This window comes from Vibrio sp. Vb339, assembly GCF_902751245.1.
Lineage (GTDB): Bacteria > Pseudomonadota > Gammaproteobacteria > Enterobacterales > Vibrionaceae > Vibrio > Vibrio coralliirubri.
Window position 1 is genome coordinate 1,611,221 of sequence record NZ_CADDIS010000001.1, and the last position, 15,731, is coordinate 1,626,951.

Annotated in this window: 14 protein-coding genes; 8 read left to right on the forward strand and 6 right to left on the reverse strand. The window is 43.5% G+C overall.

Going from position 1 to position 15,731, the window contains the following annotated elements:
• Positions 1 to 386 precede the first annotated feature (386 nt).
• The 4 genes from HRQ85_RS07040 to hisD are packed head-to-tail and all read right to left on the reverse strand — an operon-like array spanning position 387 to position 4,168.
• A complete protein-coding gene (locus HRQ85_RS07040) occupies positions 387 to 1,118 on the reverse strand; it encodes an alpha/beta fold hydrolase (protein WP_444823268.1) in 732 nt (243 codons plus the stop codon).
• 11 nt (positions 1,119 to 1,129) lie between these two features.
• Entirely contained in the window at positions 1,130 to 2,125 is a 996-nt protein-coding gene (locus tag HRQ85_RS07045; protein WP_172379141.1) for a cupin domain-containing protein, read from the reverse strand.
• 17 nt (positions 2,126 to 2,142) lie between these two features.
• Positions 2,143 to 2,874, reverse strand: a complete 732-nt coding sequence (locus HRQ85_RS07050) for an SDR family NAD(P)-dependent oxidoreductase (protein WP_172379142.1) — start codon at positions 2,872 to 2,874, stop codon at positions 2,143 to 2,145.
• A 1-nt stretch (position 2,875) separates the two neighbouring features.
• Complete coding sequence (gene hisD / locus HRQ85_RS07055; protein ID WP_172379143.1) at positions 2,876 to 4,168, reverse strand: histidinol dehydrogenase; 1,293 nt, start codon at positions 4,166 to 4,168, stop codon at positions 2,876 to 2,878.
• Positions 4,169 to 4,493: 325 nt separating this feature from the next.
• On the opposite strand from hisD, the gene HRQ85_RS07060 reads away from it, so the two are divergent.
• The 8 genes from HRQ85_RS07060 (at position 4,494) to HRQ85_RS07095 (ending at position 13,891) form a co-directional block, all read left to right on the forward strand.
• The gene (locus HRQ85_RS07060; RefSeq protein WP_061017262.1) at positions 4,494 to 5,243 is read left to right on the forward strand and encodes an HpcH/HpaI aldolase family protein; all 750 of its coding nucleotides are present in this window, start codon (positions 4,494 to 4,496) and stop codon (positions 5,241 to 5,243) included.
• Positions 5,244 to 5,382: 139 nt separating this feature from the next.
• Entirely contained in the window at positions 5,383 to 6,345 is a 963-nt protein-coding gene (locus HRQ85_RS07065) for a LacI family DNA-binding transcriptional regulator (RefSeq protein ID WP_172379144.1), read from the forward strand.
• Between the two features lie 314 nt (positions 6,346 to 6,659).
• Positions 6,660 to 7,655, forward strand: coding sequence for a TRAP transporter substrate-binding protein (locus tag HRQ85_RS07070; protein WP_172379145.1), 996 nt, complete (start codon positions 6,660 to 6,662; stop codon positions 7,653 to 7,655).
• Between the two features lie 168 nt (positions 7,656 to 7,823).
• On the forward strand, positions 7,824 to 8,387 hold the full coding sequence (locus HRQ85_RS07075) for a TRAP transporter small permease (RefSeq protein ID WP_050649364.1): 564 nt from the start codon (positions 7,824 to 7,826) through the stop codon (positions 8,385 to 8,387).
• Positions 8,384 to 9,664: a TRAP transporter large permease gene (locus tag HRQ85_RS07080; protein WP_172379146.1), complete on the forward strand. Its 1,281-nt coding sequence runs from the start codon at positions 8,384 to 8,386 to the stop codon at positions 9,662 to 9,664. Before HRQ85_RS07075 ends, HRQ85_RS07080 begins: the two co-directional genes overlap by 4 nt.
• A 513-nt stretch (positions 9,665 to 10,177) precedes the next feature.
• Positions 10,178 to 11,152, forward strand: coding sequence for a nuclear transport factor 2 family protein (locus tag HRQ85_RS07085; RefSeq protein ID WP_172379147.1), 975 nt, complete (start codon positions 10,178 to 10,180; stop codon positions 11,150 to 11,152).
• 17 nt (positions 11,153 to 11,169) lie between these two features.
• Positions 11,170 to 12,165, forward strand: a complete 996-nt coding sequence (locus HRQ85_RS07090; protein WP_172379148.1) for a nuclear transport factor 2 family protein — start codon at positions 11,170 to 11,172, stop codon at positions 12,163 to 12,165.
• Positions 12,158 to 13,891 (forward strand): sodium:solute symporter family transporter, encoded by a 1,734-nt coding sequence (locus HRQ85_RS07095; protein WP_172379149.1) that lies wholly within the window; start codon positions 12,158 to 12,160, stop codon positions 13,889 to 13,891. Before HRQ85_RS07090 ends, HRQ85_RS07095 begins: the two co-directional genes overlap by 8 nt.
• A gap of 156 nt (positions 13,892 to 14,047) precedes the next feature.
• Here HRQ85_RS07095 and HRQ85_RS07100 read toward each other — a convergent pair whose 3' ends face one another.
• Together HRQ85_RS07100 and HRQ85_RS07105 are read right to left on the reverse strand one after the other, a co-directional pair.
• Positions 14,048 to 14,584, reverse strand: a complete 537-nt coding sequence (locus tag HRQ85_RS07100; protein WP_017099343.1) for an RNA-binding S4 domain-containing protein — start codon at positions 14,582 to 14,584, stop codon at positions 14,048 to 14,050.
• A gap of 263 nt (positions 14,585 to 14,847) precedes the next feature.
• The gene (locus HRQ85_RS07105) at positions 14,848 to 15,627 is read right to left on the reverse strand and encodes a hypothetical protein (protein WP_172379150.1); all 780 of its coding nucleotides are present in this window, start codon (positions 15,625 to 15,627) and stop codon (positions 14,848 to 14,850) included.
• Positions 15,628 to 15,731 lie beyond the last annotated feature (104 nt).

Genomic DNA, 15,731 nt, shown 5'->3' on the forward strand with positions numbered 1-15,731 from the left:
GATTTTTATTATCTTCAGCAGCTAATACCACTAAAGTACTAATATTATATTTTCTACTCACACTCAGGACTTTTGATGACGGTCAATTTCCTTTCCGGACAGACGTTAATCTCCAACAAATCATTGAAATAGCTTAATATATCGATGAGAAACTGCAGATTAGAGTTATGTAAAAAAACAAGATAAATTTATTTATCAGATTTAATCTAGGCTGCTAAACATTGTTATCTAGAGGAAATTATTTTGAATTGAAGAGGAAGGGTTTAAATTGTAATAAGAGGGTTTTTCAACAATAAAATCTATTCAGAAAAAGAAAAGGTGAACCTAACATGAGTAAAAATATTAGGTTCATTCATTGAAGCTAATCAATGCTGAATAATAATTAGCTATCCAAATTTCCTTACAGGAAACTCGTTAGCACTCAACCAGTCAGAGATGAATTTCGCGACCACCTTAGGCTGCTCCATTGTCGACAAATGGCCACAATCAGGAATGACGTGAAGCGATACCTGTTTGATGTGCTTTGACATTAACAGGTGATTATCGATTGGACATAACAGGTCGTCTTTGCCTGTGATGATCAACGTCGGAATCTGAATGTCGGCCAGCAATGGTCTAGCATCGGGGCGAGTCGCTAGTGCTTGAGCGTGAGCCTCAAACCTTTCAACACCAATATTATTCGCCATTTGTGTGATTCTTTGAGTCAGTTCTTGGCTCGCTAACTGGTTCGGATGAATGAGCACTGGCATTAAGATGTCAGGGGTTATTGACTCAAATTCCCCTGCTTTTGCTTTATCGACCAAGGCGTTTCTTTTCTCCGATACCTCTGACTTTTCATCTGCGGAATTGGTGTCCATTAAGATCAAACCTTTCACGCGTTGTGGTGCCTGTCTAAACACTTCAAACGCTAGAATTCCCCCCATAGACAAACCTCCAAGCACGAAAGTTGCCGGTGCGTTCTCTAACACTTTACTCGCCAAGGCTTGCATGGATGTTTCCGTTCCTAAATCACAAGTAAAAGGAGCCACCCAATTGGGCAGCTCTTTATTGACGTCTTGGAACAACGTTTCATCACACAACAAACCAGGTAGCCATAACAGTGGTACTTCTGGTTTCATCATTCGTTACCCTATAGAGTTTGTGGCTGGTCAGAACCAAGAACAACGTAAGTAAAGCTAGTGCCTCTCAGGTTTTCAAGGCTGTATGACGCGCCATCTGGAACACTGAACACATCACCAGTGGTGAGCACGACTTGCGCCTGCTCACCGTCTTGAACGATGTTTAACAATGTATCACCTTCAAAGTTAATCAGTACCTGCTTCTCACTACGTTTGTGTACTGGGATGCTTGCACCTTCAGTCAACTCATAAGCCATGATACTGACGTCATCAACGCTTTTAACTTGGAAGTCGTAGTCAGATGATGGGTGCCCTGTTAACGCAAACTGTTTAACGCCCGGCTTATCAAAATCACCAGAAACCTCTCGGTAATCCTTTTTCAGCGCAACAAAAGGCATCATCTGCTCAGCCATGTAAGTATCAAATTTGCTCAACTCTTCGCTCGTTAGCAGAGGCATCAGCTCAGACTCATTTGGAATAGCATCGCCGTCAATGGTATCAACCAATGTACCGTCTGCTTTTAGGTATAAGCCGTAACCTTGGCTATCCGTAATTACGCTTGGGTGCCAAACCACACCACCACCAGAGTTATCGCCACCTAAAACAGAGTACATAAAGCCGTAATCACGCCCTACTACCTCAAAGCCTCTAAAAAGATTGGTCGGAATAGAGATGACATCACCGTGTGAAAGCACCGCTTCGTGTTCACCTTCGTTACCCCAATAGAATCTAAACTGACCTTTGAAGACCACGAACAGTTCAGCAGTGTGATGAGAGTGCAGCGAGTTCTTAATGCCAGGAGGCTGACCAGCAGCACCTATGTTAAAACCAGCCGTTTCACGAATATGAACGTGCTGACGGCTGCTTTCAGCCACACCAGCACCAATGATGCAGAAGTTATCTTTTAGATCGCTGCCTGGAGTACGTGCATCAATGAAAGCACTTGTACCTGGGATCAGCTCCATGTAACGAACGAGATTATTATTTATTGTATTTTGTAGAGTCATTCTAAATTCCTTCTTACCTAACCTAGCGGCCTGCCACCATCCACTGCGATGGTATTACCCGTTGAAAATGTCAGTAGTTCCGCAGCGGCATAAACAGCGTTGGCAACCTCTTCATCACTGGCTAATCGCTTAAGTGGCGTCGATTGCTCTTGTGCATTACGCCATTCATCATCTAGCCCTTTGACAAATTCGGTATCCACTAAGCCTGGAGCGACAGCGAGCACTCGAATGTCAGGAGACAATGCTCGACCTAAAGATCGTGTCATATTCTCGACTGCAGACTTACTCGCACAGTAAGCCACGTTACTGCCCATTGCGGTTTGCGCCGCAATTGAAGTGATGTTAACCACGCAACCTTTAGCACTGCGAAGTAAGGATTCAAAAGCACGAACCATGGCGAATGGCGCACGAACATTGACGCGGAAGATTTTGTCTATCAACTCATCATTCAAGGATGCTAAGTCACTGTGCGCGACAAACTTAGTCATGCCTGCACAGTTAACTAATAAGTCTAAAGAAGCTGACGACTCTTTTACTTGGTCCGCTAATGCGCTAATCGCAGAGCTATCTTCAACATTGAGTTGATACATGGCATGACCTGAGCCTTGCAAAGTATCTAAGATAGTTTGAGCTGCGCTTTCATTACTGTTGTAGGTAAACACAACGCGGTAACCAGATTGCGCGAGCTTGTGACATATGGCGGCACCAATGCCGCCACTGCCGCCTGTAACTAAGGCGAGTTTTGTCATGTTATGCCTCTACCAATTTTTCTTTGTAACGACGAACACGGATATCAGCTTGCTCTTTATGGCCAGCGAAGCCTTCTAATGCACATAAGCGAGAGCAGTATTCACCGACTTTCAACGAAGCTGATTCCGTTACGCGCTGGTAAGTACATGTTTTAATGAATTTACCGACCCAAAGACCGCCCGTGTAACGTGCTGCTTTATTCGTTGGCAATGTGTGGTTAGTACCGATACATTTATCACCGTAAGAAACGTTGGTTTCACGACCTAAGAATAACGCACCGTAGTTGGTCATGTTATCTAGGAAGTACTTAGGATCTTTTGTCATTACTTGTACGTGTTCAGAAGCAATATCATCGGCCACTTCAACCATCTCTTCGTAGCTATCACATACAATAACCTGACCGTAGTTTTCCCAAGCCTTACCTGCCACTTCAGCAGTAGGAAGAATCGTTAGCTGACGTTCAATCTCTTTTACTGTCTCTTCTGCAAAAGTTTCGCTATTGGTTAGCAGTACCGCTGGAGAGTTGTAACCGTGCTCAGCTTGACCAAGTAAGTCCGCTGCCGCTAATTCTGGGTCACAGCCCTCTTCGTCAGCAATAACCAATGTTTCTGTTGGACCAGCGAACAAGTCGATACCAACACGACCAAACAATTGACGCTTTGCTTCTGCTACGAACGCATTGCCTGGGCCAACAATCATATCGACTGGAGCAATCGTCTCGGTACCAAGCGCCATCGCACCCACCGCTTGAACACCACCAAAGCAGTAAATCTCATCCGCACCCGCCATCGCCATTGCAGCAACAATCGCCACATTTGGTTGGCCGTTAAAAGGAGGAGCACAAGCTATAACACGTTTCACGCCAGCCACTTTTGCAGTAAGTACACTCATGTGCGCAGAGGCAACCAATGGGTACTTACCACCAGGGATGTAACAACCAACACTGTTTACTGGTACGTTTTTGTGGCCCAGTACGACACCTGGCATCGTTTCAACCTCAACATCGTGCATTGAGTCACGTTGGATCTGAGCGAAGTTGCGAACTTGTGTTTGTGCAAATTCAATGTCGTGCTTAGTAGATTCGTCCAATGCGTCCACACAGGCCTGAATTTGGTCATCTGTTAAGCGAAACTGCTCCGGAGACCAGTTATCAAATTTTTCTGAAAGCTCACGTACTGCACTGTCACCTTTCTTTTCTATGTCAGAAAGAATGTTCTCTACCGTTTGGCGCACTTGCGCGTTGTTTGATGCTGATGCTTCTTCAGTGATGCCGTGTTTTAGAATGCGAGCCATGCGTAATTCTCCTTGTGGCGTATGCCTAGTGTTTGCTGATTATTGGTTTTAACAGAGTTTATTCTTTGTTTTTGTATACTTTTGGATACGAATGCAAAATAAACATAAACATTTTTTTAACACTTGGCAAATCAAAGAGAAAATTAAACAAAAACCACATAAACCTCTGTTAAATAATAATTTTAACCAAAAATACCATCAACATGGCATTCATTAACCGCAAAAAACAATCATATAATGTTGCATTGATCACATAGTTTTTACTCTTTTTTTACAACAACACATGTTAAGTTTTGCATACCTTTGCAATGGAGAGATAAAAGAAATGGATAACTTTAAAAACACACTAAACCACGCAGAACTGCTCGGCACATTTGTCAAAACGCCTCACCCACACATCATTGAAGTGCTTGCGCTAGCAGAACTCCCTTTCATTGTGCTAGATGCGGAACACGCCCCTTTTGATAGATCGACACTGGATGCTTGTCTACTTGCTGCTCGTGCCAACCAACTGCCTTGCGTTGTTCGAGTCCAAGATAGCCAGCCATCGACCATACTGAATGCGCTAGATTGCGGTGCTACTGGAATTCAGATCCCACACGTATGCAGTGCAGAACAAGCAGAGAAACTGGTGAAAATGTCTCATTACGGTGAAGGCGGCCGAGGTTATGCCGGTTCAAGCCGAGCAGCAAAGTACGCAACCAAACCGATGGCAAAACACTTAGAAGATAGCCAAAATAACACCGTTGTAATTGCACAAATAGAAGACCCGGAGGGGGTGATAAATGCTGAATCTATAGCAAAAGTTGAAGGCATTGATGCATTGTTCATCGGTCAAGTTGATTTAGCCGTATCTTACGGATCAGCGAGCGTTAACGAAGAGTGCGTACGTGAAGCAAGCATCAAGATCATTGAGGCGGCTAAAAAAGCAAACAAACCTGTAGGTATGTTCGTCGCAAATGCTCAGGCTGCGCGTGACTGGAAAGAGCTTGGCGTGTCCTTCTTTTGTGTGGGTTCTGAACACAAAATGATCATTGATGGCTTTCGAAATGAGCAAGCCGTCATGAAATCATAATTTTTCTTTGTGATTTCAACGGTTACACGTATTGTAATTATCAAACCAGACTCATTGACTATGACGTTGCGCTTGGATTTATCGCGTTATAAGGAGATTCACCATAAAAGCGAAAGTTACTTCTATTGATGTCGCCAAGATGCTTGGCGTATCTCAATCTACCGTTTCTCGGGCATTTAGCCCGACTGCAAGTATCAGTGAGAAGAAGCGAAAAATGGTGATGGATGCCGCTACCAAGCTTGGCTATACACCCAACGCTATTGCTCGTAGCTTGATTTCTAATCGCTCAGGACTTGTAGCTATCGCACTCGATAGTGAATCGAACCCAATGTACGACTTGCAATCTCGTGCGCTCGCGATGGAAATTCAAAAGCGTGGCGGTCAAGTTGTACTCTGCCCTATCGACAAAGATGACCTCGATCTGGCTATCTCACGTGCAATTGAATATCAAGTTGATGGTTTAATCATCGCCACCAGCCGTCTCACCTCCCGAGCGTTTGCACAATGTGAAAAGTTTGGCGTTCACTTAAGCCTGATTAACCGCTATACAGAAAGCATTAATGCGAACAGCGCTGGTTTAGACAACCAGCAAGCTGGCACACAAGCGGCTGATTATTTACTTGATAAAGGCTACCAACAGCTGGCATACGTAAGTGGTGACGCAGGATCAATGACCAGTGACAAACGTTGGTTAGGCTTCTCTGAAACCGCAAAAACACGTGAAGCGGCCTCCCCTATTTTCATCAACGCAAAATACAGTTTTGAAGCAGGATTAGAAGCAGCCAAAGAGCTGATGGAACACACATCAAAACCTGACGCCGTGTTCTGTGCCAATGATATTCTCGCAATGGGCGTTATGGATGGTTTAAGAAAGCTTGGGTGTAACATCCCACAAGACTTCGCAATCATGGGTGTCGATGATATCCCTATGGCAGCTTGGCCGAGCTACGACCTCACCTCCATTGCCCAGCCTATCGATAAAATCGTGAAAAGTGCCGTCGAAGACTTGATGCAACGAATTAACGATAATGAAGATGCGAAGGGCGAGTACCTACTTGAACCCGGCACCATCATAGAACGCGGTAGTACATCATTAAGTTAATAAAGGGGTTGGCTGACATAACCTACACTCAGCCTTACGAAAGTCTCTATTTTCCCATCAATAAAACCCATTCAGTTTAGAGTAGAAGCCCTAATACCATGTTAGGGCTTCTTTCTGTGATCTTGTCTAAAATTTCATCGATTCAAATTAACTTCTTTATCACTTTTACGGATTTGTTATTGACTTGTTAGTTGTGTGTTTATATTTTGGATTCGTATGCAAAAATTAGGATATGAAGTGCGGATAAATAACCCACTGAACAACATGGCTCAAATGAATGCACATAAAAGCCATGTGATGAACAAGGAAGAACGATGAAACGCGCAATCTTTACCTCGATTACTGCCCTCGGCTTAACGCTGTCTAGCATGAATACCTTTGCAAGCAATGTGATCCGCCTTGCTCACGACAGCCAAGAAACATCACCCGTCCATAAAGCAATGCTTCACTTCGAAAAAGAGTTGGAATCTCGCTCTAACGGAGAGCTTGAAGTGGAAATCTACCCTGCCCGTCAACTGGGCGATGTAAGAGAAACCACAGAGCTTGTTCAGCAAGGTAACTTACAGATGACGTTTGGCGCATCGGTGTTACTTTCACCTTACGTACCTGAGTTCAACGTACTTGATGTCTTCTACCTGTTTGAAGACGAAGCGCAAGCACACAAAGCATTGGACAGCGACAAGATCGGCAAACCACTTCTTAATTCAATGGAATCAAAAGGCTTTCATGGCTTAGGTTTCATGGAAGTTGGCTTCCGCAGCATCACCAATAACAAGCAACCGATTAACAGCATTGAAGACTTGAACAGCTTAAAGATTCGTTCAGCGTCAAACCCAACACAAATCAGTGCTTGGAAATCAGTGGGCACAGCACCTACACCACTCTCTTGGGGTGAGATCTTCACTTCGCTACAGCAAGGCTTAATCAATTCACAAGAAAGTGCAGTTTACTCCATCTATGCAGAGCGTTTTTACGAAGCTCAAGAGTACCTGTCACTCACCAATCACATCTACACCAACTACGTGTTGTTCATGAATAAAGAGTTCTGGGATTCTCTACCGAGCGATCAACAAACTCTTATCAACGAAGTTAGCCAAGAAACAATTGCTAAGCAACGTGAATTGGCCGCGCAGCAAAATCAAGAAGTCATTAAAGAACTAGAAGCCAAAGGCATGACGGTGAATGTGGTACCAACCGACGTTCGAGCTCAGATGAAAGAAAAAATGAATGCCGCCGTTTACCAAGAACTGCGTAGTAAAACTGGTGAAGAGCTATTCGACAGCGTGATTACTGAGATTGAGCACCTGTAAATAGCGCCTCGTTTCATCGATTAACTGTCACCGACAAATAACTTTAACGATCTAACCATCGTTATCCCAGGTCTTTAAGGGCATTCTATAAACGAGTGCCCTAAAGCCTATTTTGTCGTGTATTCGCTGGCATTCAATGCCCTTTTCAACATCTCCTAGGAGTGACGTATGAAATGGTTTCGCCTGTTCGACCGATACTTCGAACCAACACTTATTGTGTTCTCTATTTCGTTAATGACCGCTTTATTATGCTTACAGATTACATTGCGCCTATTCGACGCCTCAATTGCATGGGCAGAAGAGCTCGCTCGCTATCTTTTCGTTTGGGCAATGTACTTAAGTATCAGCTACTGTATTCGCGATGACCGACATATTCGTATTCGTCTATTCATCGACAAACTACCGGGGAACTTAACCCACTACAGCTTGATCCTTTCAGACCTTATATACCTAGCTTTCAGTTGTACTGTGGCGTGGTTTGGTTTCAAAGTTATTGGTCGCAGTTTAAAGTTGGGCCAGATAGCGCCAGCAATGGAAATCCCAATCGCATGCTTATACGCATCAGTCCTTGTGTGTGCCATCTTGAGTTCCATTCGCTTAGTGGTCAGTATCAACAAGCGTATTTCAATCATTGCTTACTCGCCAAAACCCGTTCGACTCACTCAGCATCGTTACCGTCACTTGAAAGCAAAACATCGCACTTCTAATCGTTTGTTGGAGTTAAGCTTATGACCTCTGCTTTGTTATTTGGTAGTTTCGGATTACTGCTTCTTATTGGGGTTCCCGTTGGTATAGCACTCGCTGGCGCAAGCATGCTCGCTATATTGAGCCTCCCCTTCTTAAACGTTGAGTTTTTAGTTCAAGGGTTAGTCACAGGGCTAGATTCATTCCCTCTTCTTGCTGTCGTGTTATTCACGCTTGCTGGTAACTTAATGAGCCAAGGCGGCATATCCAAACGCCTTCTTCATGTTGCTGAAGTCTTCTTTGGTCACTTCACTGGTGGCTTAGGGATTGTGGCGATCGTTGCGTGTATGTTCTTTGCCTCCATCTCTGGTACAGGTTCAGCAACCGTTGCGGCTATTGGCTTAACCATGATTCCATCTATGGTTAAAAAAGGCTACGACCGAAGCTTTGCCGGTGCACTGATCGCGTCTTCTGGCGGTATCGGGGTAATTATACCACCGTCTGTTGTGATGATCGTGTACGCCATTACTGCAGAAGTCTCCGTAACCAAAATGTTCATGGCGGGTATCGTACCTGGACTAGTAGTTGGCTTGGTACTTATCGGTTATTGCTTGATCGTATCTAAAATTCGCGGCTACAAAGGTAACGATAAGAAAGCAACATGGCCTGAGCGACTGGTAGCACTTAAAGAAGCAATTTGGGCAATGCTATTACCCGTAATCATTCTTGGTGGTATCTACTCTGGTATATTCACGCCAACTGAATCAGCCGCGATTGGTGTGTTATACGGCTTGTTTTTCGGCATGTTTGTTTACAAAGAACTGGATTACAAAAAGGTCGTGAAGATCATTTTAGAATCTTCGTTATTGGTAGGTGCAGTACTTGTGATTGTAGGCGCTTCAGTTACCTTTGGTCGAATCCTGACGCTTGAGCGTCTTCCAACTGAAATCGCACAGTTCATTCTCTCTATCACGGAAAACAAGCTGCTCATCTTGCTATGTATCACCGCACTGCTACTGATCGTCGGTACATTCATGGAGACATTAGCGGCCATTGTTATCTTAACGCCAATCCTGCTGCCTATCGTGACCGCATTAGGCATGGATCCAATCCACTTTGGTATCGTGATGATCGTGAACTTAGCCATCGGGTTTGTCACTCCCCCACTCGGCGCCAACTTATTTATGGCTAGCCAAGTAGGTAACGTGCCGATTGAATCCTTGTCTCGGGAGATTTTAGGCTGGATTGGTGCCATGCTCGTCGCTTTGATGATCATCACCTTTGTGCCAGCGATATCACTGTTCCTTCCAGAATTATTGCCTTAAGCGCACCCATCAACAAGGCCACTCAATATTCATCTTTGAGTGGCTTTTTCAATCCAACCATTCCTAAACTTATCGTTGCATTCGAATTCATTTTTAATTAAAAAAATCCAAACAAAAAATTAACAACTCAAGTAAATATCCATCTCATAAGAATCATTACTCTAAATTTTCTCTCGTCATGACTTCGATATAACAAATCGTCACAGAGCATTCTCTGGTTTAATACCCACCTCACCAAATTCAATACAATGCAAACAAATACAATGACTTAGATAAATACACACTACATTTAAACCTAATTATCTTGTTCATATACACTCGATAAATATGGAACCATTATTCAATTATCTTACTGAGAACCGTATTTTTAGAGTTGTTAAAAAACAGATCCAACCCACAATAAAGAAACATATGCAAAACACCTCATTGACACAGTGATAACAAAAGGCAATATTGGATACGTAACCAAAAACAATCCAATAACTAATTTTATGACGCATCAGGAGGTGATTAATGGCTATGGTTGGCTTTGATTCTAAATGGCAAGATTTTCCGGATTACATATTAGGTATCACTAAAGAAATCTGGGAAGATCGAGGTCTGAGTACCCTACATAACTATTACTCACCTGACATTATCGTCCGTACACCACTCTCCATCACGAAGGGAAACGAAAAGGTCATCAGCGCGACCATGGGCACACTAGCCGAGTTCCCGAACCGTACCTTATTGGGTGAAGACGTTATTTGGTCAGGGACTCCTGAGCAAGGCATGCTTTCATCACACCGAATCATTTCTACAGCTACTCATACTAATGATGGTGTATTTGGCAAAGCCACAAACAAAACACTTAAGTTTCGAATCATCGCTGACTGCCATGCCATCAATAACCAAATCAATGATGAGTGGATGATCCGAGACATCGCTGCGATTGCAAACCAACTGGGTATGACGTCAGAAGAGTACGCTCGTCAACAAATCGAAATAGAGGGTGGCGTTGAGCAATGCCCCTTCCCTTTCACTCCCCAAGTCGACATTCAAGGCCCTTACCTTGGTGTAGGAAATGACAATGAATACGGCCAGCGTTATGAAGACATACTGCGCCGTGTAATGAGCGCTGAGTTCTCGGTCATACCAAAAGAATACGACCGAGCTTGTATCAGTGAATACACAGGTGGACAAACTGCGCTTTCTCATAATGAAATCGACCAATTTTGGATGTCACTGCGCTCTTCCTTTCCGAACGCTGAGTTCAAGATTCATCACCGTATTGGTCGCAATGACGAAATGATGTCACCACGTGCCGCTATTCGCTGGTCGCTACAAGGCAAGCATGAAGGCTACGGCATGTTTGGAAAGCCTACAGGAAAAGACGTTCACATCATGGGAATCAGCCATGCAGAGTTTGGACCTTGGGGTCTACGCAGAGAATTTACGCTACTTGATGAAAGTGCTGTCTGGAAACAGATTCTCATCCAAATCGGTTAACTATATAAGGAAGTATTATGTTGAACAGCTTGATAGAAAATTTCTACAGAACCTATTTTAACGCTCACTCATCCGAACGGACTCAAGTAGCTCAAGAGATGCTAAATGCTGACGTTAAATGGTGTGTCGCTCATCCGATTAACGACATCTCTGGTGTCGATGCGACTGAGCAAGCGTTTCTATTACCGCTAATAAACTCGCTACCTGATGTTGAACGACGCCCTTCAATCGTTATGCAAGGTGAATACGAAGGCCGCACTTGGGTAAACTCTACGGGTTATTTTGTCGGCACATTTACACAACCGTTATTTGGTATTCCAGCAACAGGAAAAACACTCTACTTACGCTACACCGAAATGGTTTGTATCCAAGAAGGTCAAATTGTTGAATCTTATCTCATACCTGATTTTATTGATGCAATGAACCAAGCTGGCGTTAATCCGTTACGCAAAAGCCTAGGTCATGCTGGATTAGTCCCTGCCCCAGCGACTCAAGACGGTATACATACAGGTAGCGTCGACACTGAAGAGAGTGAGAAAAGCCAAAAGTTAGTGCTCGATATGTTGGCTTGCTTGGGTCGATTTGACGGAAAGCGCCTTGATTCAATGGATCTAGAAAACTACTGGCATGACGATTTTATGTGGTATGGACCAGCTGGGATCGGTACGACACGTGGAATCCAAGGTTTCCGAGACCACCATCAAGGACCATTTGTATTTGCCTTCCCTGATCGAAGTGTCGATATAGAGCTCAACATTTTGTCCAAAAATGACTACGTATCCACAGGTGGTTGGCCACACATGCACGGTACACATACTGGTAGCAGTGGCTGGTTAGGTTTAGCACCTACAGGCAAGCACATCGAGCTTCGCGTTATGGATATCTGGCGACGCGAAGGAGAATTACTCAAGGAAAACTGGGTCGCTATCGATATAGCACACATATTAAAACAGCTTGGTTACGATCTGTTTGAGCAAATGGATGAACAATTAAAAGGACGTGAGCATGTATGAGTTTGGCGCTTTAAACTGGACAATTCTTGGTACTTATATCGTCCTTACTTTAGTTATGGGTGCACTCGTTGGTAGACGTGTCACTTCCGCTAACCAATTTGCATTAGGCGATAAAAATATTCCATGGTGGGCGATCGGTATTTCTGTTGTGTGTACCTATGTCAGTGCTATGTCTTTCTTAGGTGGACCAGCTTGGTCTTACAAAGAAGGCTTATCAGTGATCGCTATCCACTTAAACTACCCGCTAGTGATTTTCTTTATCGTTGCTGTGTTTATGCCGTTTTTCTACAACAACGGTCTAACCTCAATTTATGAGTATCAAGAACGACGATTTGGTAAAGCCTCACGTATCACTCTGTCTTTGATCTTCTTAATTAAACAAGCAATAAGTTCAGCTGCAGTCTTGTATGCAACCTCACTAATCCTCGAGTTCATTACTGGTATCGATGTTACTTACTGCATCGTCATAGTCACTGTTATCGCACTGATTTATACCGTAATGGGGGGAATTGCCGCCGTTATTTGGACAGATGTAATCCAAGCGGTCATTCTGTTTCTTGGCGCATTTATCATCATTGAAGCCGTCTGGAATGGCATGCCACAACCCATGACCGAAGTGATGCAAGATCTCAAGTCACAAGGCATGACGAATGCATTACAAACCAATTTAGATTTGAGTCAAGTTACCACCGTATGGGCTGGCGTTATCGCAATGACAATGTTTCACACCACTGTTTATGGCGGTAACCAAATGATGGTTCAACGCTGTATGGCGGCTAAAAACATGGGTGATGCGAAAAAAGCGATGCTAATGATGGGTTACGTTGCTTTCTTCATCTACTTCGTATTTATCCTGTTAGGCGTGTTATTTAACGCTTATTACGATGGTAAAGAGTTCGAAAATGGCAACACCATTATCCTGCACTATGCCAGCGAATATGGTATGCCAGGCCTGATGGGAATCATCGCGGCAGCTATTCTTGCAGCAAGCATGTCTAGTCTAGATTCCGCTTTTAACTCTATGGCTACCGTCTCTGTTTCTGACTTCTACAAACGCTTTTACAAGAAAAACGAGTCAGAGGAACATTACCTCAAAGTATCGCGTTTCTTCACGGTTATGTGGGCGTTATGTATCATCATTCCAGCCTTCATGTTTGCAACCAGCACCGGCTCAGTTTTAGAAATATTAAGTAAAGCAGGTTCCTATTTTGTAGGTGCAAACTTCTGTATGTTCGTGCTTGGTTTTTATTCTAAACATATTACAGAGAAGGGACTATTAATCGGTGTTGCTGCAAGCTTCTTGGCGATTTGGTATGTTGCTGTTGCGACTGATATCGCTTGGCCTTGGTACTGTGTAATCGGTGTGTTAGTCAATGCTACTGTCGCGTACGCTGCAAGCTTGTTGCTAACCGGTAAACAGACAGAAATGCACCTCTACACCGTCAAAGGTCAACAAACAGAATATGCTCGTTTGCACAAACCGATCAAAGAAGATGGCTGGTATGTTGTGCCGGGTAAAGTCGATGCACCTTGTTGGGGGCTACTCATCATGTTTGTATTCTCTCTCGTTTTACTTTGGGGAATTAACGAGTTTATTGAGAACGCACCGATGTTGATTAACTTTATCCGAATCTGCTCTGTTATTGTTGCTACAAGCGTCATCGGTTATATGATTTACGCGTTCAAGCGCTCTAAGCAATCAAACAAAGTAGAACAAGTCAGTTAGGGTTCTATTTAAATTCAACCTAGCTCATTCAAAAAAGGCTCACTAAATAGTGAGCCTTTTGATATCTGCTTAACGTAAAGCTAGGTCTAACCTTGCTTGCCTTTTGAAAGAATAGCTTTAGAACAGCAGTTTAGAGCTGTACTTTAGAACTATAACTTAGAAGAATTCAATCGAATTACGGCCGCTTTTGTCATCACGTGTTGGCTTTGGCGTGTCCGCTTTCTTCTTCGGTTTCTTCTCTTTTTTCTCTTTCTTTGGTTCAGCCTTTGCGCTTAGCATTTCTGCTTTGCTTTTCTTAGATTCTTTCTTCTTAGAATCCTTTTTAGACTGACCTTTCTTCGCCTTGTTCTCTTTTTTAGGCGCTTCTTTCTTTTTCGGCTTTTCTAATTCTTCTTGTACTGGCTGATCACACACCACTACATAGTATTCTTGGTTGAATTCAAAGAAGTCACCATCGTACATTTTACGACGCTTACGCGTTTCCAGCTCACCATTTACCGCTACGTAGCCTTCAGAGATGATGTGTTTAGCTTCACCGCCACCACTCACTAGGTTAGCAATTTTAAACACTTTGTAGAGCTCGATTGGCTGTGATGAAACATCAATACCAATTGCTTCAATTTCAATCTCTTCGCCTTCTTCGCCCAGCTCTTGGCCTTCGTAATCAGCATCTTCGTAATGTTCTTGGTCCATGGTGACCTCTACCTAAATATGTACTTCTGAAATATTGGGCGCAGTGTAATCTTAAAACAACGAAATGACCATGTTGAATTACGCTTCAAGCATCGAGTTCACTGGATTAAAACTATCTTTAACGCCATAAAACAAAAGAAGAGAACTAACATCATTAGCTCTCTTCTTATTTAAACCATAGCTTAGTTATCGCTTGTTAGGTCGCTAAACCATAGATAGTTAAACCATGGCTAGTTGAACCACAATTAGCTCACTCAGGTGTTTTAAAAGAACCACTTCACGCCGACTTCTGCTTTTAGCTCGTAGTCACCTTCTAGTGTAATGCCTGTTGGTAGAGTGACATCTGCAGATGCGTATTGCAGTTTCGTCATTAGCCACTGAGTTCGGTCTTCCTTAATAGGAGCGTTCATCATGATGTTGAAAGACGTCGACTCAAGTTCCACTGTATCGCCAGAAACGTTCATGTATTCAGGCCATGCTTGAACAAACGCGCCAGAATCGCCCATTGGAATGGTGGCAAACAGGTTTAGCATGTAGCCGTCTGCCGTTTCACCAAACACTTCACCAATGGTGTAGTTTACGTTTGGAAACAGCATTGCACCGCCAGTATAAGCAGGGTTGATCAAGCCAATTGCACCGACAGACATCAACGTATTGTCATCCAAACCCAATGCCGAGTTCTTAGTGTGGATGAAGTCCGCCATGAAGCCAACACGTGGCATCAATGAGCTATCAATTGCTGATACTTGGAAATATTGAGCTCGGCTACCAAGGTAGTCAACGCCCATTGAATCTTTGCCTGGCTTAGCATCTGAGTCGCCAAAGTTACCTTCGATAAAGCCACCGAACTGAGTCGTTTCAGTCCATGATCCGGTTAGCATTGAAGACAAACGGATATCAGCGTCAGAAGTAACAAAAAAAGCAGCTTGTGTATAAACACGAGTTAGATCTGATGGATCAATCACTTGGCTTTCTTCTTCATTCGCCAAAGCAGTACCAGACATTGCAGCTAACATTGAAGCGGTCAGTAATAGTTTTTTCATGTGTAAACCTTATTCTCATTGGAGCCATAGCCGCTTCCGTACTCACATGGCTCATGTTTAATAACTTGGTCAGAGAAATACTCCCTGCCTCCCTCAATTATCAG